22 protein-coding genes are annotated in these 23,241 nt (G+C 43.0%); 4 read left to right on the top strand and 18 right to left on the bottom strand.

The features are described 5' to 3' along the window. Nucleotides 1-449: 449 nt before the first annotated feature. From C825_RS03965 to C825_RS03950, 4 genes are all read right to left on the bottom strand, one after another. The gene (locus C825_RS03965; RefSeq protein WP_010801482.1) at nt 450-1,430 is read right to left on the bottom strand and encodes a DUF4848 domain-containing protein; all 981 of its coding nucleotides are present in this window, start codon (nt 1,428-1,430) and stop codon (nt 450-452) included. Between the two features lie 44 nt (nt 1,431-1,474). Continuing rightward, complete coding sequence (locus C825_RS03960; RefSeq protein WP_010801481.1) at nt 1,475-1,810, bottom strand: DUF3244 domain-containing protein; 336 nt, start codon at nt 1,808-1,810, stop codon at nt 1,475-1,477. A gap of 193 nt (nt 1,811-2,003) precedes the next feature. Further along, nucleotides 2,004-3,614, bottom strand: coding sequence for a tetratricopeptide repeat protein (locus tag C825_RS03955; RefSeq protein WP_010801480.1), 1,611 nt, complete (start codon nt 3,612-3,614; stop codon nt 2,004-2,006). Between the two features lie 731 nt (nt 3,615-4,345). After that, entirely contained in the window at nt 4,346-5,485 is a 1,140-nt protein-coding gene (locus C825_RS03950; RefSeq protein ID WP_010801479.1) for an AAA family ATPase, read from the bottom strand. A gap of 225 nt (nt 5,486-5,710) precedes the next feature. On the opposite strand from C825_RS03950, the gene C825_RS03945 reads away from it, so the two are divergent. Continuing rightward, nucleotides 5,711-8,437 (top strand): family 78 glycoside hydrolase catalytic domain, encoded by a 2,727-nt coding sequence (locus C825_RS03945; RefSeq protein ID WP_010801478.1) that lies wholly within the window; start codon nt 5,711-5,713, stop codon nt 8,435-8,437. Here C825_RS03945 and C825_RS03940 read toward each other — a convergent pair. The 7 genes from C825_RS03940 to bamJ (C825_RS03910) form a co-directional block, all read right to left on the bottom strand. After that, nucleotides 8,394-9,125: a 2-C-methyl-D-erythritol 4-phosphate cytidylyltransferase gene (locus C825_RS03940; RefSeq protein ID WP_010801477.1), complete on the bottom strand. Its 732-nt coding sequence runs from the start codon at nt 9,123-9,125 to the stop codon at nt 8,394-8,396. The genes C825_RS03945 and C825_RS03940 overlap by 44 nt on opposite strands. Next, entirely contained in the window at nt 9,125-9,322 is a 198-nt protein-coding gene (xseB, locus tag C825_RS03935; protein WP_007655765.1) for an exodeoxyribonuclease VII small subunit, read from the bottom strand. Before xseB ends, C825_RS03940 begins: the two co-directional genes overlap by 1 nt. A 13-nt stretch (nt 9,323-9,335) precedes the next feature. Further along, entirely contained in the window at nt 9,336-10,679 is a 1,344-nt protein-coding gene (gene xseA / locus C825_RS03930; protein WP_010801476.1) for an exodeoxyribonuclease VII large subunit, read from the bottom strand. Then, nucleotides 10,660-12,036 carry a S8 family peptidase gene (locus C825_RS03925; RefSeq protein WP_010801475.1) on the bottom strand — a complete coding sequence of 459 codons (1,377 nt, stop codon included), beginning with the start codon at nt 12,034-12,036 and terminating at the stop codon, nt 10,660-10,662. The genes xseA and C825_RS03925 overlap by 20 nt, the downstream gene beginning before the upstream one ends. A gap of 99 nt (nt 12,037-12,135) precedes the next feature. Further along, nucleotides 12,136-12,603 carry an Lrp/AsnC family transcriptional regulator gene (locus tag C825_RS03920; protein WP_007655775.1) on the bottom strand — a complete coding sequence of 156 codons (468 nt, stop codon included), beginning with the start codon at nt 12,601-12,603 and terminating at the stop codon, nt 12,136-12,138. A gap of 168 nt (nt 12,604-12,771) precedes the next feature. After that, nucleotides 12,772-13,488, bottom strand: coding sequence for a BamJ family beta-barrel-assembly machinery protein (gene bamJ / locus C825_RS03915; RefSeq protein WP_007655776.1), 717 nt, complete (start codon nt 13,486-13,488; stop codon nt 12,772-12,774). A gap of 13 nt (nt 13,489-13,501) precedes the next feature. Then, nucleotides 13,502-14,089 (bottom strand): BamJ family beta-barrel-assembly machinery protein, encoded by a 588-nt coding sequence (gene bamJ, locus C825_RS03910; protein ID WP_007655777.1) that lies wholly within the window; start codon nt 14,087-14,089, stop codon nt 13,502-13,504. 97 nt (nt 14,090-14,186) lie between these two features. Here bamJ (C825_RS03910) and C825_RS03905 point away from each other — a divergent pair, with 97 nt between their 5' ends. Together C825_RS03905 and C825_RS03900 are read left to right on the top strand one after the other, a co-directional pair. After that, on the top strand, nt 14,187-14,762 hold the full coding sequence (locus C825_RS03905) for an RNA polymerase sigma-70 factor (RefSeq protein ID WP_081615924.1): 576 nt from the start codon (nt 14,187-14,189) through the stop codon (nt 14,760-14,762). Between the two features lie 100 nt (nt 14,763-14,862). Then, on the top strand, nt 14,863-15,912 hold the full coding sequence (locus C825_RS03900; RefSeq protein WP_010801473.1) for a linear amide C-N hydrolase: 1,050 nt from the start codon (nt 14,863-14,865) through the stop codon (nt 15,910-15,912). Between the two features lie 12 nt (nt 15,913-15,924). Here C825_RS03900 and C825_RS03895 read toward each other — a convergent pair whose 3' ends face one another. Further along, the gene (locus C825_RS03895) at nt 15,925-16,437 is read right to left on the bottom strand and encodes a hypothetical protein (RefSeq protein WP_010801472.1); all 513 of its coding nucleotides are present in this window, start codon (nt 16,435-16,437) and stop codon (nt 15,925-15,927) included. Nucleotides 16,438-16,602: 165 nt separating this feature from the next. Between C825_RS03895 and C825_RS03890 the strand changes: the two genes are divergently transcribed. Beyond that, nucleotides 16,603-17,424 carry an aldo/keto reductase gene (locus C825_RS03890; protein WP_010801471.1) on the top strand — a complete coding sequence of 274 codons (822 nt, stop codon included), beginning with the start codon at nt 16,603-16,605 and terminating at the stop codon, nt 17,422-17,424. A 274-nt stretch (nt 17,425-17,698) separates the two neighbouring features. Here C825_RS03890 and C825_RS03885 read toward each other — a convergent pair whose 3' ends face one another. From C825_RS03885 to C825_RS03860, 6 genes are all read right to left on the bottom strand, one after another. Then, complete coding sequence (locus tag C825_RS03885) at nt 17,699-18,082, bottom strand: DUF3037 domain-containing protein (RefSeq protein ID WP_010801470.1); 384 nt, start codon at nt 18,080-18,082, stop codon at nt 17,699-17,701. Beyond that, complete coding sequence (locus C825_RS03880; RefSeq protein ID WP_010801469.1) at nt 18,060-18,842, bottom strand: HipA family kinase; 783 nt, start codon at nt 18,840-18,842, stop codon at nt 18,060-18,062. The genes C825_RS03885 and C825_RS03880 overlap by 23 nt, the downstream gene beginning before the upstream one ends. 113 nt (nt 18,843-18,955) lie before the next feature. Then, nucleotides 18,956-20,068, bottom strand: coding sequence for a DNA-processing protein DprA (gene dprA, locus C825_RS03875; RefSeq protein WP_010801468.1), 1,113 nt, complete (start codon nt 20,066-20,068; stop codon nt 18,956-18,958). A gap of 7 nt (nt 20,069-20,075) precedes the next feature. Further along, nucleotides 20,076-20,486 (bottom strand): acyl-CoA thioesterase, encoded by a 411-nt coding sequence (locus C825_RS03870; RefSeq protein ID WP_007655786.1) that lies wholly within the window; start codon nt 20,484-20,486, stop codon nt 20,076-20,078. Next, nucleotides 20,486-21,742 carry a peptidase U32 family protein gene (locus tag C825_RS03865; RefSeq protein ID WP_044215189.1) on the bottom strand — a complete coding sequence of 419 codons (1,257 nt, stop codon included), beginning with the start codon at nt 21,740-21,742 and terminating at the stop codon, nt 20,486-20,488. The genes C825_RS03870 and C825_RS03865 overlap by 1 nt, the downstream gene beginning before the upstream one ends. Before the next feature lie 285 nt (nt 21,743-22,027). Continuing rightward, a complete protein-coding gene (locus C825_RS03860) occupies nt 22,028-23,224 on the bottom strand; it encodes a DUF4934 domain-containing protein (protein ID WP_010801467.1) in 1,197 nt (398 codons plus the stop codon). Between the last annotated feature and the right edge of the window lie 17 nt (nt 23,225-23,241).

Raw genomic sequence — 23,241 nt, 5'->3', positions numbered from 1 at the left:
GATTATTTGGGAAAACAACTGTCATACTATCACCAACTATCTTTTATTGATTAAAAATCAACAGATACAAGCAGTGGTAGTAGGCGTGATAGATGCCAATTTCATCTATCATACTATCACTAATCGGCTGTCTGATTTCTCTCGGTATACTTCTTATTTTCAGCAACATAGAAAGCAAAACCTTTTTACACCCGGGGGGCACGCCCCTTCACACCCAGGTGTAAAAAGCCCTCAAACGGACATCTTCGGTACCTTTTTCTGTCTGTTTTGACAAAAATAGGTCACGTAATCAACAAAAAAAGCTGCATATCCTACAGAAAACAGATAAAAGTGTACCTGCTTTTTTTACAGTTGCAGACAACCTGTAACCAGACTCTTTTAATACACAGTTACCCCAAATCAGGACGAGACACTAAAAAGTATTCTTATTTCATATATACTTGACCTAATTATGAAAACTCTGTTTCAGGTAAATCAAATTTATAATTTTGAGTCACATTAAATCCTACAAACTTAACAGTAAAATTACCACCCATTTGTGTACCAACTTTTTTATTATTTACAATTTTCCAGAAAAGGCTACTACCTCTTTCTATATAGTGATCATGCGAAGATCGACCTCTTTCTTCTTGATAGAATGTTCCACCTGCAGGACCTGCATAAGGATAAAAAGTTCCCGTTGTTTGAGTCGTTTCCTTATAATTCATCCAGCCGAAAACACCTTTCTTTCTAAATGAAATTTCAAGATGCAAAGCTATTTCTGTTTTACCAACATCCATAATTCTACGTCCGGCTTTCAACTTAAACTTTCGACTTCCAACTTCTTTCCATCCTGAATCATATTGATTTCCAATATAGTCTTTATTACTTAATCTAGGGAATATATCTAAATCATATAAAGCATCACCAGTCAATTGAAGGTCCCTATATTCAAATATATCTCTCATATTAACAATATCTTCCCCAATCATAACTTCACCGTTCTTATTCAAAACAGAAGCAACTTCTTCATTGCTTACAGGTAAATAAGTTCCATAATCATCTTTATATTCAGGAAAATATAAACAGTCTTGATACTTTTCCTTGAAAGTATTATATTCTTCTGCAGTACCTTCCATCGCAGTCACTTCTTCTAATGCATTCTCATAGATAGAATTTAAAGAAACAAAATTCATTTCCTGTTCCCATTCCAAACGTTCTTCATTCGTCATTTTCTTCAAATGGGTGATTGTTTCATCAAATACTGATTGATTTTTAAACTTTAGAATATTAATCCTCTGATCATCGGAAGATTTTGTTAAAGAATTACCATTCAATAATACAATATCTTTTTCCAGTTCATTAAAAGACACACCTTCCATTGTGTCCAAATCGTTTGTACACGAAGCTACTATCATCAACAATAATAGCAAAGACAAAACTTTTTTCATTCTTTGATTATTTAAATGTTTATAAAAAAATAATTAATGCCACATCATAATTCTACACTAAAATTACCCAAAAGAATATGTTCTTCGCCATTAATAATAAGCACATATTCCCCTTCCTTTAAATCCAACTCTAAAGGAACCATACCTTTATTACCTTCTATCGTAGAACGGTAAACTACATTTCCGGAAACATCTTCTATCAGTATATCCAATGTTCTCAACTCTTCAGCAATCTCGAACTCTAATACCTGACCATCAATATAGGCTTCGATAGGAGGCATTAAAGAACGAAAACGATCATCCAAATAGATCTTCTCCCTTTTAGCAGAACCTGCGACTGTTACGCAGAGCAACATCGCAATAAACAAACATCTTTTCATTTCTTTTGCGTTTTAGAATTTGCGGCAAAAGTAGAGGGATAAAACTAGGGCAAAAAATTTTTAAGCGGCATACACATGTACAGGTAACTTTAGCGCAGAAAACACACAACAGACTGACTACTAACAATAAACATCCTCTGTACATACAACAATATATGTACAGAGGACGTTTTCACCTATTTAAAAGAGATCTCTAAAGCGCAGCAATTAGCTCTTCCAGGGTAGTTTGAGTATTTTCCAATTTTCCCTTTTTACGGATCCGATAACGCCTGCGATCTACCGAGGTAGATTGTATATTCAGAAAGATAGCCAGTTGCTGGTTATCCAATCCTAATTTCAACAAACAACAAAAATGTCTTTCCTCTTCTGTCAAACCCGGAAATTGTTTTTCCAATCCTTCCATAAAAAACGGATAAGTTATTTTTAACGATCCGTACAACGATAACCAATCCTCATTCGTCAACGGATTCTTTTTAGCCTCCTCTATCGAACATGCATTCTGCATGATCTTTTTATATGTTCCTGTATTTTCCAATATGCCTTTTCGAATTCCTTTGATTTTACCACTCAATCCCTGAACCTCGAATTCTTTTTCCTGCAAACTCTTCGCTATATCTTCTTGTTTCTTTTTTAATTCATCTTTTTCTCTATCAAGCTTTTTAATATAAACATAAACACTTATCAAAATTAAAACTCCCAATAAAATACTAACACCCAAAATCCGGGAATGTCTCAATTCCAAAACCGCGTTCCGATTCAATATTTCTGCATGTTTGTATCGTTTCTCGACTTTCCTCAAATCTATTTGTGATTGTACTTCTATGATAGAATCTGCAAAATGATTAAAACATTCATAATAATCCAATGCCAGACTATAATTACCCAATTCTTTTTCCAACATATACGATTGATATAATATACCACTGGTCAAAGGACGCTTGGCTGTTTTGCTCAAAATTGCCTTTTCAATATATTCTCGTGTTTTATCGTATTTTTTCTGATAGAGATACAAATCTGCTAAAGTCAAATAAGTTGGTGCACTACCTGCCTCATCATAAGCAATCGATTGAAACAAAAACTTCTCTGCCAATGCATAGTTTCCCATTTTCTCATAATTATTCCCCAACCGGTTCGTCAAAGAACTTAACAATAACGAATCATTCAGAGGTAAAGCCAACCGATAGGCATCCTGATGACACCTCAAAGCCGCATCATAATCTTCTTTAAGCATATAAATCCTACCTATATCCCGGATCGAATAAATATAGTTTATACTATCCTTCCCTTTCAGGTAATATTCCCCACTTAACAAATGACACTGTTTCGCTTCTTCATAATTATCATCAAAATCATGCAACTTAGCCATCTTATTATATAGTTTCCCCACTAATCGATAGTTTTTTGCTTTTTTCGCCAACTCTACCGCGCTCAGATAGGATTTCATCGCCCATTCATAATCGGTCTCTCCCTCGTAAGCCATCCCCAGATACAGTAAGCTATTCATCTTATCTTCCGGAGAACCATGCTTTTCGTAATAATCATTTGCTCGCTCCATTTGCGGCACGAACGGCATGTCTTCACCCAACTGTTCGGATAAACCGGCAGAAACCATGCAGAAATGAGCAAATACCTTATCACTCAACACCTCCGGATTGGTAATACCGTCCAACAAGGCAAAAGCACTATCCGGCTGTTCAGTCCGAATCAATTCTTCCGCCTCCTTTATCTTTAAATTAATTTCATTGTTACTTTTACAGGAAAAGAACAAACAGAAAAGGATAAATAGTAATATGACGTTTTTCATATCAATACTTGTGTGTTATTCGAACTGCAATATCCGAATTAAATATTTAATGCACAAATTAACAGCAAGTATATTCAAAATTAAAACACCAATCAGAATTTCCCTATTATCAAAAAGATATCCTTTTCACCTAAAAAATATCAGAATAATGCATTTTGCGCAAATTTCATATCCGCCATTTTTCACAAAACGGACAAAACAGAATGAAAATAAATACATTATTTAACACATAATCAGCCAATATCAATTCCAACTATTCACTTAAAACAAATTTCAACTCCGTTTAAAGCAAAATTTTTTTCGTTTTAAATGAAGTTGAACTCCGTTTAAAACGAGTTTTTTATTGATTGCAGTCGAAAAAAGCGCTTTTAGAGCATTCTTTTTCATGCACAAAGACATGTTAAAAAACAGTTTTTCTTTCTAGAAAGAGCAATAATACATACAAAATCCAAACAGCAAATTCACACAGATAACACCATTCATTCTACCAATCCCTACATATGCGTTATAAATAAAATCATAAAGATACCCACATCAAGTAAATATAAAAATAATGATATACACTTATAACGAATAAAACGAGTAAAAATTCATCTTCCCTATAAAGCCCTCATACAACTCACTGACAAGAGGCCTTATTTTACATTTTGATAATTCTTCTATCCCCATTTACCCCCTTGTTGACAAGTCTTGACGCCAGCTCCATTAAGGGTAAACATTTAGACATACTATCAAAAAGTCAATTCAAGCCAGCGGGACAGAAATACATCATATACCTGGTACCATAAATCACGAACATCTTCCTCCCGGTAAATCATTTCCTTTTCCAGCAAAGCATCGAGTGCTCGTTTGGAATTAGCAGGTGTTCCTATCTTATATTTCTGTATGAATGTCTTAGACTGAGGCTGATACACTTTTCCTTCTTTGGCGATCGCAATCAAAAGTTGCCATTGCACAGGACTTAACAACTGACGGTATTGAACATAAGTGGCTTGCTGAGATAATAAAAGATTACTGCAAACCTGCTTGACATCTTCCAAACGGATATTTTTTAACGGTAAAGCATACGTGTTATTACAAATAACCTGTGTGTAATAAGTATGTAGCCTCGTCCATTCGAGAATGAAACCGATCGCTTCGTCATCTATTTTTTTCCCACCCTCTTCAAACTTATTTTTTATAAAAGTATAATATGCATCCTGCGAAATAGGATTCAAATACATCATTTGTGTACTTGAAAAAAACGGGCGCTTGGCACTATTAAATATTTCTGCCATCATATGTTTGTTACTTCCACTAAAAATAAATCGTGTCTTCTGCAGGTTCTGTATCCGTGAACGAAGTAATGCTTCTGTATTTACCTCCGGATAATTAGCAACTTGCTGAAACTCGTCAATTGCGACTACTGCCTGCTGAGCTTCGTTTTCCAAGAACTGAAATATACCGGTAAGTGTCTTTTCTGTAGTTTTCATCTCAGTAAACCCAAAACTAACTTCTGGTGCCCCAGTCAAAGGGTCATACGAAATGACCGGATGAAATCTCTTCAACAAATCAAGAAAACGCTTTCCGAAACTTTTGTGTTCCGGAATTTGTTGCAAAATGGCTTGTGACAGATTTTCCGTAAATTCTTTCAAATTCTGTGTAGGATATATGTCTACATATATACAATGACAAGTGTTATCAACTCTCAAATCCTCAAACAAACGATGTATTAACGACGATTTTCCCAATCTTCGCAGAGAGATAAGCGTCGTATTTATATTATTTTCGACCTGTTTTTTTAAAGTCATTAATTCATATTCCCGATCACAGAAAAATGATTTACCGATATAACCTGTTATTGGAAAAGGATTTACACTACTAAAAGCCATATTGCATAAGTTTTATGAATTACAAATATACACTTTTTTATCATACATTTTGTATGATACTTTTTATTAACAAGCACAAACCTTGCCGCCCTATCGACAGTCGGTATAGTTTTGGATTTTGATAATTTTCTTGTCAAATCTGACACAAGTACAAGTTCACTATTTGAGCATCGACAAAAATCATATACATTTGTCCTAATCCATGTGAAACTAAACTTTGTCAATATGAAACTTAAGTCCGGTATTTCAATTCTTTTGTCATTTCTTTTTGTTTTGACAGCAAATGCAACTCTTACTCCTGTCAGGCTCACCTGTGAATATCTGGTCGATCCCTCCGTTATAGATGCCCGGCATCCCCGGTTGTCGTGGATCAATACAGCCGCTCCCGGCGAACGAGGACAACAGCAGACCGCCTATCAGATACGGGTTGCTTCATCGGCCGATAAACTGAAAAAGGAACAGGCCGACCTTTGGGACAGTGGTAAGAAAAAAAGCAGCCAGTCCTTTCTGGTTCGTTACGAAGGAAAGCCGCTACAATCGAGACAGGAATGCTGGTGGCAAGTCCGTGTTTGGGATGCCAACGGAAAAATATCGGACTGGAGTGAACCTGCCCGCTGGAATATGGGATTGCTGAATGCCGATGAATGGAAAGCACAATGGATCGGTGCCCCCTGGCAAGGCGAAGAAGCCACGGCAAAATCAGCAGACAAAACACTTCCCCCTGCCCCACTCTTTCGAAAAGATTTTACCGTTTCCAAAGAAATAGCTTCAGCAAAAATCTATATCAGCGGATTGGGTTATTTTGAATTATATCTGAACGGAGAAAAAGTCGGCAACGACGTTCTGGTCCCCAACCAGACCAATTATGGGAAACGGGACGACCTGGATGTAACCCGTGTGACCCTCGACGATAATTTCAGAGGCTATAATGTACTCTATCTCTGCTACGACCTGAAAGAAGCGTTGAAACAAGGTAAAAATGCACTCGGCTGCCTGTTAGGTAACGGCTTCTATAATGCGGCACTAAGCTGGACGATGCCCTACGGATCACCACGCCTGATCGCGCAGTTACATATCGGCTACACCGACGGCAGCGAGGAGGTCATCACATCGGACACTTCCTGGAAAGTATCGCGTAGCGCCATTGTCTTAGATGGAATTTACCAGGGAGAACATTATGACGCCCGGTTGGAACAGCCGGATTGGTGTTCGCCGGACAAACCAGCTGACGGATGGGAGTCTGCCGTCGTACGGAAAGCGCCGGAAGGTGAACTACAGGCACAGATGTCTCATTCCGACAAGGTAATGGAAGTCTTGAAACCGAAAAAGATCACACAACTGGAAAACGGAAATTATAAAGTCGATTTCGGAGAAGAAATATCCGGCTGGGTACATCTGCACAATATGCAGGGAGAGGCAGGCAGAAAGGTAGAGATACGTTATATCTGTGAATCACCCAACGGATCAAACTCTTACACAATGAAAGGCGGCGGACCGGAATCGTATGCCGCCCGCTTCACCTGGTTTGTTTTCCGGGAAGCGGAGATCATCAACTGGCCGGGTGAACTCCGGGAGGATAACCTGACAGCAGAAGCCGTATATACGGAAATTGAAACGACCGGACATTTCGAATGCTCGAACCCTCTTTTCAACCAGATCAATAAGATATGGAGACGAAGCCTGACAGACAACTCGCACGGCAGTATTATCAGCGACTGTCCCCATCGGGAACGCTCGGCCTATACCGGCGACGGACAGGTGGCTTGCGTCACTGTCATGCACAACTATGATGCCGCAGCTTTATATACCAAATGGATCAAAGACATATTGCTTGCCCAGAATAAAGCGACCGGTTATGTTCCGAACGGTGCACCCTGGCAGCCCGGCTGCGGAGGCGGCGTGGCATGGGGAGCAGCTATGAACATTATGCCGTGGGAGTTTTATCTGCATAATGCAGATAAAGATTTGCTGGCTGCCAATTACACCGGAATGAAAGAACAGCTCCGGTACATGCAAACCTGGGTAGATTCCGACGGCATCATGCTTTCGCAGATAAAAAGCAACGGAAACGTCAGCGAATGGCACAACCTGGGAGAATGGTGCCCGGCAGACGGATTTCCTCCGAAAGACCTGGTTCATACATTCTATCTCTGGCGTTGTGCCGATCTTACGGCAAAAGCGGCATCAGCACTGGGAGAGAAAAAGGATGCAAGCCTTTTCTCCGCTCTGGCAGAGAAAACACGGCAGGCTTTCCACAAACGTTTCTATAATCCGGTGACTAAAACATATGGTCCTTCGGGCAGCAATATCTTCGCTCTGGTAATGGGAGTTCCGGATGAAGTAAAGAAAGATGTACAGGAAACGGTACGGGAAGAAGTGCGCGCCCATAACGGACACTTATACACAGGTATTTTCGGTACTCAGTTCTTTTTTGAGACATTGGCAGACAACGGAATGAACGAACTGGCCTATGAAGCAATGAATAAAAAGGATATGCCTGGTTACGGATGGTGGATTTCACAGGGAGCCACAACGACCTGGGAAGAATGGAACGGCAACAACTCGCGCAACCACCCGATGTTCGGTGGCGGCTTTACCTGGTTTTACAGGAAGATGGCAGGACTGAATAGCGACCAACAGGAACCCGGCTATAAACACATCATCATAAAACCTTATCCTCCTAAAGCGATCAACTATGCTTCCTACTCTACCCGTACCCCTTTCGGACAGGCGGCTGTGAGTTGGGAAAAACAAAATAATACGTTCAAAATGGACGTTGAAATACCTGTTGGAAGCCGTGCCACAGTCTATCTGCCGGTTATTTCCGGAAAGACGGTAAAAGAATGCCGCTCCGGCATCAAACAGGCAAAAGGCGTTAAGTACAACGGGATACAGGATGGTTATGCGGTTATGGAGGTGTCTTCCGGAAAATATTGTTTTGAGACTGATTAAGAAGCAATCCCTGTGCTATTAGCAGATCGAACGGCGTCGTTATTTTGATATTCTCACGGTTGCCGGTTACCAACCGGACCGGTACTCCGGCAGCCTCAACAACCGAAGCGTCATCCGTGAAAAGAGATGTGAACGGTTGTTCGTATGCTTCCAGCAAAATATCACTGCGAAAAACCTGCGGTGTCTGTACAGCTACATAACGGCTACGGTCTACCGGATGCGAACCGTTTTCATCGGTTTCACGCAACGAGTCGATCATCGGCATAACCGGAATAGCAGCACCGCTTTTTTCTGCCTCATCAAAACAGGCACAGATTACTTCGGGAGAGACAAACGGACGTACACCGTCATGTACCGCGATCAAGACTTTTTCATTTCGTCCGGATGCATTTCCAATTTCTTCCGAAAGGAATTGTAATCCGTTCCGAACGGAATGAAACCGGGTCTCACCGCCATTCGCTATCCGGTGAGGCGCCTTACACCCGATCTCCCGGCAAAGCATATTCCAGTAAGGCTGGTGATCTTCGGGAAGGACCAGCAGCAATTCTGCCGCATTATCCCAGCGATGGAAGGCTTCCAGTGTATGCATCAGGATCGGTTTACCTTCCAGCGGAATGAACTGTTTAGGCAGATCGCCTCCCATCCGGAGACCTTTCCCACCAGCCACGATCAATACATATTTACGCATTACTCCAGTTCCTCCAATACCTTTTTGACTTCTTCGTCTACCTTATACAGTTTCTCCTTGCATAACTTAATCAGCCGGGTAGCCTCTTTCACCTTTTCTGAAAGGACATCCACATCCAGGTCACCGTTCTCTATATCGGCCACAATTTTACGGAGTTTCTCTACCGCTTCATTGTATGTTTCTTCTTTCTTTGTCATATTTCGGAATAATTTATTTTTTAACGATACTCTTCACATCCCCATCCGCAAACCGGGTCACCAGTTCATCGCCGGGATTCAGATCGGTTGCATGTTTGATGATTTTGCCGTCTTTCAGGGACAAGCTATAACCACGCTTCAATACATAATCGGGAGATGCCATTTTAATGAACTGCTCCGTCAACTGGATAAACCGCGTGCCTTCCGCCAGACGCGAAGCAGCACGGTTCTGCAACTGCATTTGCAGGCTTTCAAGCGTTGAACGCCGGCGGAGCAACATGGCCGAAGCAGAAGCCGGAAGTTTATTGCCTGCCATTTGCAGGAAAGAACGGTTACGCTCGATCCTGTTCGTGACAATCACTGGTAAACGTGCCCCCAGCAATTGCAGGAAGTTTTTTTGTTTCAATAAGATCGTGCTTGCCAGTTCGCTCACCTCCTGCTGAAGGTCTTCCAGTTCTTCCGCCGCTGCATCCATACGGCCGATCAGAAATTCGGCTACGGCAGTCGGTGTTTTCATCCGCGTATGTGCCACCATATCCAGAATGGTATCATCGCGCTCATGGCCGATACCCGTTATCACCGGCAACGGGAACTGGGCACAATTTGCCGCCAGCAGATAGGAGTCGAAACTATTCAGATCGGAAGTTGAACCACCGCCGCGGATAATGACCACCACGTCGAAACAATCGATATGATGGTAAATACGGTCCAGCGCTGCGATGACAGACTCTTCCGTTCTCTCCCCCTGCATCAGGGCGGGAAATAACTTCGGATAAAACGGATAGCCCGCTTTATTATTTGCCAGCTGATTCAGGAAATCCTCATACCCGGCAGCCGTCGGGGAAGTAATAACAGCAATACGTTTAGGCAGGACAGGGAACGGTAATTCTTTATTCAATGTAAATACACCCTCTTCTTTCAACTGGCGGATAATCTCCATCCGCTTTCTCAGCATATCCCCCAATGTATAGGCAGGATCGATATCCAGCACCGTCAGGCTGTATCCGTACAGTTCATGAAATTCGACCGATACTTTCACCAGCACCTTCAGTCCGGAAGCAAACATCTGCCCCGTCTCCATCTCAAAGTAAGGCTTCAGCATCCGGAACGTTTTAGCCCATATCGAGCCGCGTGCCCTGGCAACCAATTGCCCGGTTATAGGATTTTTTTCAATAAACTCCAGATAGCAATGCCCGGAAGAAGCATTCGTCCGCACATCACTCATCTCCGCACGAACCCAGCAAGTGCCGGGGAAAGCCTCACTGACCGCACCGCGCACCAGGTTATTCAATTCCAGCAAAGACAGTTCCCTGCGTTCTTCGCCCATATATTCCGGATTAATGTTCAGTCCTGGCATACTGCATTCCTTTCTTATAGGCTTTATATATATTCGGGATACCATACCCCAGTTCGGCATCGGGCTGTTTGAACTGGCTGGAAACCTGCTGTAATAAAGCAATGACCTCCTTATTGCTCAACTCCGGCAACGCCTGCCACAGACAGACACCCAATCCCGCCAATATGGGAGTTGCAAAAGATGTTCCGCTGGCATAGCGTACATTTCCTTGTGGATCGATCACACAACTGCCCGACCCTAATGCCACTACATCCGGTTTCACCCGGTAATCGGCAGTAAATCCTACCGAACTGAAAATACTTTTCTTTTTATCTTCCGTAATAGACCCAACCGTCAGAATATCCGATGCATCGGAAGGGAAAGTAATTTTCCCCCAACTGCCGTTTCCTTCATTTCCGGCACTGCAAAACATCAGGATCCCCTTTTGCGCTGCGATATGTGCCGCCTGGCTGATCAAAGAACTTTTTCCGTCCAAGGCGGACTGATCGTAAGATAATTCATCTGCATCAAAAGCGAAATAACCTAATGAGGAGGAGATCACATCGACTCCTACACTATCGGCATATTCAACAGCCGCCGCCCAATAGTCTTCTTCTATCGGGTATTCGGAATCGCTGTCCTCGCTTTTTATAAGCAAATAAGATGCCTTGGGAGCTGTCCCGACCATGATCCCGGGCATATTGGCAGCCATACAAGACAGAACCTTTGTCCCATGGTCGTCTGCTTCATACACACTGCGGCCCGGATAAATCACATTATGCGTCCCGATCAATTGCAGAGAATCGAAAACGCAGATACGGTCTACATTCTGGAAGCCGGCATCTATCACTGCCACACGCATCCCTTCCCCACGGAATCCGGCATCATGCAGTTTGATTCCATTCAACATTTTGATCTGCCTTTCAGCATATCCGTATTTCTCTTTCAAAGGAGCATCAGAAGGAGAAAGACGGATCTCCTGATCATCTTCCTGGGCCGGAGTCACATCATGCCCTTTCCATACCCACTTTACAGAGTCGACCATCGTCAGGTTTTTCAGACGGTCGGCAACTGTGCTGTCTTTACTGGTCACGACTACGGTAGAAAGCCATTTACTCTGCACCACCGGTTCAGCGCCGGTAGCGACCAATGTATCCAGATAAGCATGCGCAATGGGAAGATCGGAAGCGGTGACCGGCGTTCCCGCCTTTTTACGCCGCTGAATGGATTCTTTCGACAGGAAAGCCTCCGGTTCTTCTACGGTAAAGCCGGAATCGCCTTTATCTTTCAAATAGACACGAAAACAGTAACTTTCTCCGGCAGTAAGCCACGAAGAAAAACAGCATAACAAAACAAACAGTCCTATATATTTTTTCATGGGATCATATAACTCAACTCTACAAAAGTAGTAATTGCCTTGGATATAAAAAAGCCCGGCAACTCATCAAGAGGCCGGGCCATTATTTTTTAAACTAATTTATTCGTTTACGTTACAGATAGGAATTTCACGCTTAACACTTTGACGTAAAGAAATCAAAGTCTCTGTAGCAGTAACCCCCGGTATCTCCTGAATCTTTGTATTCAGCAATTCCATCAGATGTTCATTATCACGGGCATATAACTTAATCAGCATTGTATAAGGACCTGTTGTAAAATGACACTCAACCACTTCGGGTATCTTCTCAAACTCAGGCACTACGTCTTTATACATAGAACCCCGTTCCAGTTTCACACCGATATATGTACAAGTATTATATCCCAGAATCTTAGGATTAATATGATAACCCGACCCAACGATCACATTCATATCAATCATGCGCTGTACCCGTTGATGGATGGCTGCACGCGACACACCACACTCTTCAGCTACATCCTTGAAAGGAATCCTGGCATTCTTTGAAATAATGTTCAATATCTGCCGGTCCAGTTTGTCTATTTTCTCCATTTCTACTATCGCTTTATTATACGCTCTTTTTATTTATATATCAAAAGTATATAATTATTTTCAACAATCTATCATTCTGAAAGAAAAAAGTAGCAAATAAATAATAAAAGCGGGCAAATAATGCTTTTTAGCATAATTTACCCGCCTCTTTATCTACAAAATGAGATATTACTTTTTCTGATCGTCTTTAACGATATCCAGTAACTCGATTTCGAATTTCAGAAGACTGTTCGGTTTGATGCTGCTTCCACGAGGAGGCTGAGGACCATAACCCAGTTCAGAAGGAACCCAAACTATATATTTAGATCCGACCGGCATAATCTGCAGGATTTCAGTCCATCCCGGGATTACACGATCAACTCTGAATTCAGCAGGTTCGCCACGGCTAACAGAGCTATCGAATTCAGATCCGTCCAACAGAGTTCCTGTATAATGTACTTTCACATTATCTTCTTTTGCCGGTTTTGCACCAGTACCTTCTTTTTCTACTTTATATTGCAAGCCGCTTTCAGTTGTGATAACGCCGTCTTTCGTTTTGTTTTCAGCCAGGAACTTTTCACCTTCTTCCTTAGCCTGCTGAGACTCTCTAGCCTGAGCTTCTACGAAATAAGTGTTCAGATAAGTCTGAGCCTGTTCCGGAGTCATCTTTGTAGAATCGCCTTTAATAGCCTGAACAAAACCTGCGATCAGTGCATCGATATTGGCTTCGCCACCAGGTAATGTTTTCAAATTTTCTTTATAACCGGCACCGGTAGAAACACCGATAGCATAACTTGCGCTATCTACTGCCGATTTCAAATTTGCACTAGGCTTAGAATCACAAGAAGTGGCAGCAATGCCTAAAGCTACAATCGCTGTAGCAGCTAAAACATTAATCTTTTTCATTTTTCTCTATAAATTATTTTACTATATCTAACAATTCAACATCAAAAACCAATGCACTGTTCGGTTCGATAGCTTCACCCGCTCCATGTTCGCCATAAGCCAGGTCTGACGGGATAAATAATCTCCATTTAGATCCTACCGGCATTAACTGCAATGCTTCCACCCATCCCGGGATTACCTGTGATACACCGAATACAGCCGGTTCACCACGCTGTACCGAACTATCAAACACTGTTCCGTTGATTAATGTTCCGTGATAATGACATTTCACCTTGTCAGAAGCAGTCGGTTTAGGACCTTCACCTTTCTGAAGTACCTGATATTGCAATCCGCTGGGCAGGGTAACTACACCTGCTTTTCCTTTATTGATATTCAGGAATTCCTCTCCGGCTTTCTTATTTATTTCAAATTTTTCTTTTTGCAGCTTCATGAAGTAATCGTTGATCACCTGCTTAGCTTCGTCATAACTGATTTCCGGGGTCTGACCACCTAAAATATCTTTCAATCCTTTCACAAAGTCTTCAATCTGAAGATCATTAATGCCCGAGTTCTGGAAATTATTTCCGATACTTAAGCCAAGTGCGTAACTTACTTTATCCATTCTTTTTCGTTTTCAACTAATTACAAGCTACAAAAGTAATGCTTTTAACTACACAAACGTCATCAGAAGGCACTTTTTTATTACTTTTGCATCTGTTATGGGAGAACAACAAACGGAATCTTCACTATTTTCAACGCTCTTCGGTCAATTCAAAGAGCCGTTCATTCTGTTTGCCAATTCATATGTAAGGGATATGGCCGCCGCAGAGGATATTTACATGGAGGCAATCATCCAATACTGGGAAAAAAGAAAAGAACTGCCAGCCGACACCAATATTCCCGGATACATATTAACAACTGTAAAAAACAAGTCACTCAACCACTTACGCCACCAGACCATCCGTACAGATGTGGAAGACCAATTATATGACCACCGGCAACGGGAACTGAATTTTCGTATCTCGTCCCTGGAGTCGTGCGACCCGTCAGACCTCTTCACGGTCGAAGTCAAAGAGATCATCCGAAAAACATTAAACGAACTGCCGGAACAAACCCGCGCGATTTTCTTTAAAAGCCGGTATGAAAGCAAAACCAACCGGGAAATTGCAGCTGAACTGGAAGTCAGTATCAAAACAGTAGAATTCCATATTTCGAAAGCACTGAAACTATTCCGTAGCCGGCTGAAAGATTATTTACCGGCATTGCTGATATTGACCGGAATAAGCGATTTCTGACCAATTCCTTAAATCCACTCTTCTACAGCGTAAAAAGAGTCAGATTACTTAAACATTACAACCTCTTCATCGTTTATATATGAAGTAAAACGATAAGATTATGAGACGTATACAGAAATGGGGAATAGCGCTAGCTGCCATTACAGCGGGCACTCAGTTAAATACCACAGAAGCCTGCACCAGAGTTGTTTATCAGGGAAAAGACAATACAGTTCTGACCGCCCGGTCGATGGACTGGAAAGAAGATACCCGCAGCAACCTGTGGATATTTCCGCGAGGTATGAAGCGTAATGGAGAAATAGGAAAGAATCCGCTTGAATGGACTTCCAAATATGGAAGTGTAGTTGCTTCCGCCTACGATATTTGCAGTACGGACGGGATGAACGAAAAGGGACTGGTCGCCAATCTGCTCTGGCTGGCAGAGTCGGAATACCCGCAGTGGGATGGCAAAAAACCGGGACTGTCCATTGCCGCCTGGGTTCAATATATACTGGATAATTTCGCCACAGTCGATGAAGCAGTTTCCTATGTTGAAAAAGGCACCTTCGAAGTTGTATCGGACATGATGCCCGACGGAACCCGCATGGCAACATTACATCTTTCCATCTCGGATGCCGACGGTGACAATGCGATCTTTGAATATATCGGCGGAGAATTGAAAATCCACCACGACAAATCATACCAGGTAATGACCAACTCCCCGGTTTTCGACCAGCAACTGGCCTTGAATGATTACTGGAAAAATATCGGGGGAACAACATTCCTACCAGGAACCAACCGTGCTGCCGACCGTTTTGTCAGAGCCTCTTTCTATATTAATGCTATTCCGAAAGTGGCGGATACCCGTACGGCCGTTGCCAGTGTATTCAGCGTAATCCGTAACACGTCAGTACCATTAGGTATCACAACACCTAACGAACCGAATATCTCATCGACAAGATGGAGAACCGTTTCCGACCAAAAGAATAAAGTTTATTTCTTTGAATCGACCATCCAGCCTAATGTATTCTGGGTAAATTTACAAGATGTGGATTTTTCAGAAAAAGCACCGGTGAAGATGCTTGACCTGGTTAGCGGTAAAACCTATGCCGGCAACACGGCAGAGCAATTTGTTGAAGCTAAACCGTTCAAATTCCTGGGAGTCGATTAAGACTCCCTTTTTTCAGGCTATATCTTCACTAAGTTTCACGCGCAGGTCATTCTGATAAGTATGCATAAACTTTTCCAGATCAAAGAAAAGGCGGGAAACGACTTTCAGAAAAGGATTCTTCATCCGGATAATTTCCGTCGATGTAAAATGAGTTCCTCCCGTACTGGTTACTTTCAGTTCGCCTTTCCAGTACCCGGTGAATCCGTTTCCTTTCACAATTTCAAATTCATATAAGGAATGAGGTACTTTACGGGCTGTCCTGAACCGGATAACAGAGCCGTTCTTCGCTATTTCATCCCAGACTTCTATACCGTCTTTCTCTTCCACAATAACGATCTCTTCCAGATCACTGCGATAACCGTAATCAGCATTATTGATGAGTGCATTATACACCTTCTCGGGTGAAGCATTATAAAAGCATTCACTGGTTGCAGTTCTTTCATCCGGCAAAAGAAGGCCGGCAATAAAAACTAAAAGAATAATTCCTGCTATAACAATAAATATATAAGTAAAGATAGATATCATTTATAATCGATTTTATAAATAACTGAGTTACTGACTGTTTACAAAAGTAACCAATAAAACTCACATAACAGGAATATTCATAGTAAAAACAATCCTTCCTTTTCCCGGCAAACAAAGCCATCACTTATCTGTTTTATATACAGGGAATAAAAAACAAAAGATCAAATGAAAGAAGTTATTTTAAACAACGGAACAAAAATCCCTTCCATCGGAGTCGGTGTATTCAGGGTTGAAGATGCAAACATTGCATATGAAACAGTAAAAACAGCTTTATCTGTCGGATACAGACATGTAGACACAGCCATGATTTATGGAAATGAAGAAGCTGTCGGCAAGGCAATCCGGGACTCAGGTATCCCACGGGAAGAGATATTCCTGACTACTAAGTTATGGAATGACGACCAGCGGTCGGGAAAAGTAGAAGAAGCGATCGAAGCCAGCCTGAAAAGATTGGGCATGGATTATGTAAACCTCTATCTTGTGCACTGGCCGGTAAAAGAGACTTACGTCAGTGTCTGGAAAAAGATGGAAGCAGTGTATAAAAGCGGAAAAGCAAAAGCAATCGGAGTCAGCAATTATCAGACACATCATTTAGCCGATTTGCTCGAAGAAGCAGAAATCATACCAGCAGTCAACCAGATAGAATGTTACCCCTACCTTTCCCAGGCGGCAACTATCCAATATTGCCTGGAAAGGAATATCCGTCCGGAAGCATGGGGACCATTGGGAGCCGGCAAATCAGACATTCTGACAAACCCTGTCATTACCGAGATTGCTAAAAAGCGCGGACTGACTCCTGCACAGGTCGTTTTAGGCTGGAATCTGGAACGTGGAGTGATAGTCATCCCCAAATCCATCCATAAAGAGAGATTGACAGAGAATCTGAAATGTACGGATTTCGAACTGACAGACGAAGATATGACCCGGATAAGTGCTCTTAATAAGAATCTGAGACTGGGTGCAGACCCGGACCATTTCAATTTTTAGCAAACCTCTATAAACAATTAAAGCCTGTCTCACGACAAGCCCTAATCAAACTTTGTTAACCTTAAATCTAATACTATTATGAAAAAACCACAGTACAAAGATACACCTGTAGCAAGCGTTTGTCAAGCTTTTTACAGACAATATATGTTAAGCCTCCAAGCATCTTTCGCCAAAAAGTGTTAGCTAAGATAAAACTATATACAATACTGGCAAAAACTGCTAAAATTAACAATTAAAGAGAGCATTTTCACTCCGGGAAAACGTATTCGCCGGTTTACAGAACCAACTCCGCAAACAACTTTTCAAACGTAACCTCCAGGTCAGTCGAAAAGCCGGGATGCGGACGCGAAGTCTGAATGGAAGAACTGCGCACAGCCGTCAGCCAACGGAAACGCTCGGGAATATCCATAGAGGCTATCGGGCCACCGTCGGCGGTGCCGGAGCAGATGCGGTCGAATACTTTCAGGCTGGCATAGAGCGAATCCATATCCAGTTCGGAAGAGAACAGACAGAGCTTCTTTTCATCCACCTGATAACGCGCCTTTATAAACCGGGCCCGTTTAGAGAACATGATAATACCCACATTAATAAACTCCTCCCGTTCCACCCGGGGAACAAAACGGATAACGGCGTATTCATATAAGTGCTTTCCTTGCATGCTGCGCTTCTTTTATAAATGTTTCGGAATGGGCAATCCTTTCTGTCAGGAATTCAATATAAACGTCTCTTATTTCCTGCGGCGTACCGGGACTTTCGTTCCACTGCAACCAGTCGTCCGGAACCAGAGAAACAATTTCACGGATTTTATCCGGAGTAAGAATACGTTTAAATTCGGCATCCGTTTCCTCCAACTTACCGGCTTCCGGCAACAGGGCATGGTCTTTAATCTGGATAAACGGGCTTAAAGCATGTTTGCGCCAGTTCGACCATGAATAATGGAAATAGAGTGACGCACCATGGTCAATCAGCCATAATTCCTTATGCCACATCAGCATATTGGTATTGCGGGTCGTACGGTCCACATTCGTCAGGAGGGCATCCAGCCAGACTATTTGAGAAGCGAGTTTTTCTCCGACCTTATTGATTACCGGGTCAAATGTCAGGGCACCCGACAGGAAATGCAATCCCAGGTTCAACCCACGGCTTGCCTGCAATAAATCCTGTATCTCCTCATCCCCTTCGGTACGACCAAAGGCCTCATCGAGATTAAGAAAGACCAGTTCAGGCACACGGAAACCCAATGCCCGCGCTATTTCACCGCCAATCAATTCGGCTATCAGGGCCTTGGTCCCATGACCGGCTCCCCGGAACTTTACGACATATTTATATTCATCGTCGGCTTCTGCCAAAGCCGGCAACGAACCTCCCTCCCGGAGAGGCATAATATATCTGACTACATTCGCTGTTCGCAATTCCATAATAAATGCTTTTGACAAAGATAAAGATACTTCCTGTTTACACAAAAGAAACTATCTACATCTCTAAAACAAAATAACCGAACCGTTGTTTTTATTCAAAGGACGTTATCATATCATGTCAGAAGTTTATAGATATTTCCCGGCAGCGCCTTAATCCGTCCGTTCATTTCCAGTTCAAATAGTAGGGAAGAGAGTTCGCGGACAGGCAGATTCAGTTCCGTTGCCAGTTGGTCGATATGTATTTCTCCCTTTTCGCGAAGAAGTTTTATGACTGTTCCTGCACGGTCGTCTTCTTCGAAAAATAATTCAGCCTGGACAGGGGCAGGCGAAGGCGTTTTATTCACGTCCCAACAAAGTGCCGACACCAAATCGGAAGCCGATGTTATCAAACCCGCCTTATTCTGCCGGATTAATGCGTTGCATCCTTTGGAATAATAATCGTTTACCCGTCCGGGGAATGCATAGACGTCATGCCCATAGGAAAAAGCAAGGTCAGCCGTAATAAGCGAGCCTCCTTTTTCTGCCGATTCCATTACAATCGTTGCTTCCGCCAATCCGGCAACAATCCGGTTACGCCGGACAAAGTTCGGCTTATCCGGTTCCGTTCCACTGGGGAAATCGGACAACAATCCGCCATGAGACAACATTTCAACAGCTACGGAGCGATGTGAGGAAGGATAGATGCGGTCCAGACCATGAGCCAGCACAGCTACAGTCGGCAGTCCATACTTCAGGGCACTCCGGTGGGCACAGATATCGACGCCATAAGCCAGTCCGCTCACGACCAGCAAATCCGGATAAGAGGCCGACAAGGCATGTATCAACTCTTCCGTCATCGTCCTGCCATATTCTGTTATGTGGCGCGTCCCGACAATACTGACAATATGTGTACTATTCAAGTCGGTCTTCCCTTTAAAATAGAGTAGTACAGGAGCGTCGGAGCACTCTTTCAAACGTTTGGGGTAACTCTCATCTGTCAGGAAATAACAGCTTATCTGGTTCTTTTCAATAAAAGTCAACTCTTTCTCGGCTTGCAGAAGCACTTCCGGGCTTTTGACGGCAGTAGCGGTAAGGCTGCCGAAACCCGGAATCTTCTCCAATGTCTGTCTCTTTTCCGCAAAGACAGCCTCTGCGTCGCCGAAGGTTTGCAGAAGCTGACGGGCCAGGACATCGCCCACCCCGTTTATCATAGTTAAGCCAATCTGGTAAATCCGTTTATCTGTCATGATACTGTCATAGTTTGTCTTGTATCCTTTTCAACATTTCGTCAAAATATTCGCCGCGGGTCAGCTTGCCGTCCTGTACGACAACCGATTCGACTTTCCCCTTAGTTGCCAGCGCACCGTCGGAGGCTCTGTAGATATCCTGTTCAAAGACCAGCTTTACGCCTTTCTTATATACATTCAGGCAGGAGATATAGCTGTCGCCACTCTTCAAAGAGGTCTTGTAGTCGATCTCCACATGAGAGACAAACCCGTCCACTCCCTTATCATGCATGGCACCGAAATTCTCTCCCAGCGACTCGAGGAACTCATGACGGGTATGTTCCATATAATGCTGATAGTTGGAGTTATTCACTACGCCCTGCAAGTCGCATTCGTAGTCACGCACTTTGTCTGTCAGTTTAAAAATATACTCTTTCATTATTTCAGTTCTTTATCGTTCGTTGATACCATTTTATAAAGACGGTCCGAGGGACGTACTTTATCGGAGACTTTAAAGGAGAAGCGTTCGCCCTTGACTGTCTCTTCCACCGGTTTGAGGTCGACACGTATTTCATCGATGGTCTGCATCACCGCGCCGGTTGTCGGACCGGTAATCAGAATCTCGTCGCCCACTTTCAGCGAACCCGATTCCATTTCAAACTCCGCCACACCGATACCGCTGAAATATTTGATTCCTTTCGCCACATAGACTTTCTTTTTAGTCGAACCGGAACCATACTTGCTGCTCCATTCACCCAGGCGCTGCCCCAGATAATAACCATCCCAGAAACCACGGTTAAAGACACTTTTCAGACGTTCGTCCCAAACAGCGATTTTCTCTTCATCATAACTTCCGCTGCAATAAGCCTTCACCGCCTCCTTATAACACTCCGTTACGATACGCACATATTCCGGTCCGCGGGCACGGCCTTCAATCTTAAATACCCGGACGCCTGCATCCATCATCTTGTTCATAAAATGAATCGTCTTCAGGTCTTTGGGCGACATGATATACTGGTTCTCTATATCCAGTTCGATATTGCTGTCCTTATCCTTCACCGTATAGCCACGGCGGCAAATCTGCATGCAGGCCCCGCGGTTGGCAGAGGCATTCATCTCGTGCAAACTCAGGTAACATTTGCCGGAGACAGCCATACACAAAGCACCATGTGCAAACATCTCGATACGAATCAGTTCGCCTCCCGGACCGGTAATCTGCTGTTCAACGATTTGCTGATAGATTTCGGAAACCTGCTTCAGGTTCAACTCACGGGCCAGCACCACCACATCGGCAAACTGGGCATAGAACTTCAGCGCCTCCACATTCGAAATATTCAACTGGGTAGAAAGATGCACCTCCTGTCCGATACGGTTCGCATAACTCATTGCAGCCACATCCGCCGCAATGATCGCAGAGACTTCCGCCGCCTTCGCCGCATCGATAATCTCGCGCATCAGAGCCAGGTCTTCCCCGTAAATAACTGTATTGACCGTCAGATAACTTTTAATCCCGTGTTCCTTACAGATAGAAACAATCTTGCGCAAATCGTCTGTCGTGAAATTATTGGAAGAACGCGAACGCATGTTCAGTCCCTCAATGCCGAAGTAGATAGAGTCGGCACCTCCCTGAATAGCCGCCATCAACGATTCATACGAACCTACCGGCGCCATTATTTCAAAATCTTTTTCGTTCAAAGCTGTTTGGTTTTAAATTAGAAACCACAAAGATACGGGTTTCTTCCTAATATTACATGAATAAAATCGGTTAACTTTTAGCCTCTTACCGGCATGCAGTCTTTAAAACACCCAATCATTGCTACTGTTTCATCCTAATGAAACAAGTGTTTCTACATAATGGAACAGTTGTTTCATTATGTAGAAACAGATTCCCTTAAGGATGTACCAGACCGATGCTTACGCGGCTCTTCCGGGCAGCAACCTTATCTATAAATACGTTTCATCCGATACCTTTTAAGCCTTTCAACGTAAATGATAAATAGTAACGAGCGGATTCGAATCTTCCGTTACCTGTTGCAGGACAGGGTGTTTCCTGAGGTCGGGATATTTCTCTTTGAGATATTCGATTTCTACTGCCGTATTGAATTGTATCATCAGTTTTTTAGCCGGAAAGGAGAAGAAAGGCCAGATGGGAAGCCCCCCGTCCGTTTCATTGCGGATACCGATGCCGGTCAAAGCCCTGTTGTATCCGAACAATTCGTCTGCGTCGATAAGAGAAGCCTCACGACACAAGGCTCCGGTTTCTTTATTCAGGCTGTACAAAAAGAAATTAGACTGGTCGGAACCTTTGAAACATTTGACAAAATAAGACCGGGGAGTTTCAAAGATATTGAAAATACTGAATTTACCATCCACAGCGGCATTTCCTGTTTTAGAGGAACGTATTTCTTCCTCATCGGCAGCAGAATAACCATGCCTGATAAGAAATGCCGGTGAAATTGCTTTTGCATTCACATTCCAGACGGTATCTATCCCATCCGAATAGCAAAACCAACCATCCATGCTGCCATTATATATCCATCCTTTCAAACTGACTTCTTCCAGCGGCATTACATCCACATTTCCAATCGTCCGCCGAAATGCAATCGTATCGTCCGTTGCCCAGTTGAAAATTCCAAGGCTGAACATTCCCGGAATATTCATAGGGACATACATCCGGCCTAATTCGGCCATCGTATTCGCCCCGACGGAAAGCTGATAAGAGTTAGGACGCAGACTCGTTATCTTTTTAATAAATTCGCCGTCAAAAGAGTAGAACGAGGTAGAAAAATACTCGTTAACACAAAAAAGGCGGTTTTCTTCATCGATGGTGAGCGATATAATCTGTGCGACTTCTCCCGGACCATTCCCTGTCTTTGCGATAGGACGGACAAACTTTCCTTTCCGGTCAAACTGCAAAACGCTTTCCTGCCGGGTAGAATAAATAAAGATATACTCGTCGGAAACACATGCATCCAATACGTTTGCAATCAGAGATTCATCGGTCAACTCCAGAGGAATATACTCAATCGATTCTATTTCGTCCGCTATTCCAACCTTATCGGATGAAAACGTTTTTGCCGTCAAATCAATCTCCGGTAATTCGCCGGCCGATTGCTTCGACCCGCATCCGGTTAAAACCATCATGGCTGCCATGAGCCTCAATAACATCTTTTTCATACGCTTTTTTCTGACAA

Source organism: Parabacteroides sp. ASF519 (assembly GCF_000364265.2).
GTDB classification, from domain to species: domain Bacteria; phylum Bacteroidota; class Bacteroidia; order Bacteroidales; family Tannerellaceae; genus Parabacteroides; species Parabacteroides goldsteinii.
This window is presented reverse-complemented; position numbering and strand designations above follow the sequence as displayed.

Excerpts from the sequence above, each read along its gene's own strand:
- C825_RS03965 (WP_010801482.1), bottom strand. The coding sequence starts at position 1,430 with ATGAAAAAAGTTTTGTCTTTGCTATTATTGTTGATGATAGTAGCTTCG.
- C825_RS03960 (WP_010801481.1), bottom strand. The coding sequence starts at position 1,810 with ATGAAAAGATGTTTGTTTATTGCGATGTTGCTCTGCGTAACAGTCGCA.
- C825_RS03955 (WP_010801480.1), bottom strand. The coding sequence starts at position 3,614 with ATGAAAAACGTCATATTACTATTTATCCTTTTCTGTTTGTTCTTTTCC.
- C825_RS03950 (WP_010801479.1), bottom strand. The coding sequence starts at position 5,485 with ATGGCTTTTAGTAGTGTAAATCCTTTTCCAATAACAGGTTATATCGGT.
- C825_RS03945 (WP_010801478.1), top strand. The coding sequence starts at position 5,711 with ATGAAACTTAAGTCCGGTATTTCAATTCTTTTGTCATTTCTTTTTGTT.
- C825_RS03940 (WP_010801477.1), bottom strand. The coding sequence starts at position 9,125 with ATGCGTAAATATGTATTGATCGTGGCTGGTGGGAAAGGTCTCCGGATG.
- xseB (WP_007655765.1), bottom strand. The coding sequence starts at position 9,322 with ATGACAAAGAAAGAAGAAACATACAATGAAGCGGTAGAGAAACTCCGT.
- xseA (WP_010801476.1), bottom strand. The coding sequence starts at position 10,679 with ATGCCAGGACTGAACATTAATCCGGAATATATGGGCGAAGAACGCAGG.
- C825_RS03925 (WP_010801475.1), bottom strand. The coding sequence starts at position 12,036 with ATGAAAAAATATATAGGACTGTTTGTTTTGTTATGCTGTTTTTCTTCG.
- C825_RS03920 (WP_007655775.1), bottom strand. The coding sequence starts at position 12,603 with ATGGAGAAAATAGACAAACTGGACCGGCAGATATTGAACATTATTTCA.
- bamJ (WP_007655776.1), bottom strand. The coding sequence starts at position 13,488 with ATGAAAAAGATTAATGTTTTAGCTGCTACAGCGATTGTAGCTTTAGGC.
- bamJ (WP_007655777.1), bottom strand. The coding sequence starts at position 14,089 with ATGGATAAAGTAAGTTACGCACTTGGCTTAAGTATCGGAAATAATTTC.
- C825_RS03905 (WP_081615924.1), top strand. The coding sequence starts at position 14,187 with ATGGGAGAACAACAAACGGAATCTTCACTATTTTCAACGCTCTTCGGT.
- C825_RS03900 (WP_010801473.1), top strand. The coding sequence starts at position 14,863 with ATGAGACGTATACAGAAATGGGGAATAGCGCTAGCTGCCATTACAGCG.
- C825_RS03895 (WP_010801472.1), bottom strand. The coding sequence starts at position 16,437 with ATGATATCTATCTTTACTTATATATTTATTGTTATAGCAGGAATTATT.
- C825_RS03890 (WP_010801471.1), top strand. The coding sequence starts at position 16,603 with ATGAAAGAAGTTATTTTAAACAACGGAACAAAAATCCCTTCCATCGGA.
- C825_RS03885 (WP_010801470.1), bottom strand. The coding sequence starts at position 18,082 with ATGCAAGGAAAGCACTTATATGAATACGCCGTTATCCGTTTTGTTCCC.
- C825_RS03880 (WP_010801469.1), bottom strand. The coding sequence starts at position 18,842 with ATGGAATTGCGAACAGCGAATGTAGTCAGATATATTATGCCTCTCCGG.
- dprA (WP_010801468.1), bottom strand. The coding sequence starts at position 20,068 with ATGACAGATAAACGGATTTACCAGATTGGCTTAACTATGATAAACGGG.
- C825_RS03870 (WP_007655786.1), bottom strand. The coding sequence starts at position 20,486 with ATGAAAGAGTATATTTTTAAACTGACAGACAAAGTGCGTGACTACGAA.
- C825_RS03860 (WP_010801467.1), bottom strand. The coding sequence starts at position 23,224 with ATGAAAAAGATGTTATTGAGGCTCATGGCAGCCATGATGGTTTTAACC.